Source organism: Fulvivirga kasyanovii, from assembly GCF_009711405.1.
Lineage (GTDB): Bacteria > Bacteroidota > Bacteroidia > Cytophagales > Cyclobacteriaceae > Fulvivirga > Fulvivirga kasyanovii.
The window spans coordinates 1-308 of record NZ_SMLW01000040.1; the positions used below are offsets into that span (position 1 = coordinate 1).

Here is a 308-nt window from a genome sequence, read left to right on the forward strand (position 1 = left end):
TCCCTTCCCAAAAGATCATTAATATTAATCTCTTTAATCTGATTTAAACTCAACTTACCTTTCACCCAGCTATTGGCTTTAGGGACCGTTCTGACCTTAACATCATACTCAAGACATATGTCAACGATTTCATTTTTCCTGTCATTAGAAAGTGACGTGATCGCTATAATTAATTCGGCAATCTCAAGATTACCAAGTAAGTCTCTTAAACCTGTACCACTATAAATAGGGGTACCGTTTATAACCTTACCAACTTTACGTTGATCATCCTCAACAAACCCCATCACTTTATAATCAGAATCACCGCT

1 protein-coding gene is annotated in these 308 nt (G+C 36.4%); it reads right to left on the bottom strand.

What is annotated here, in order from left to right; translation table 11 throughout:
• Positions 1–308, bottom strand: a 308-nt coding sequence (locus tag E1163_RS30005; RefSeq protein ID WP_425482655.1) for a nucleoside-diphosphate sugar epimerase/dehydratase, incomplete at both ends; no start/stop codon positions are given.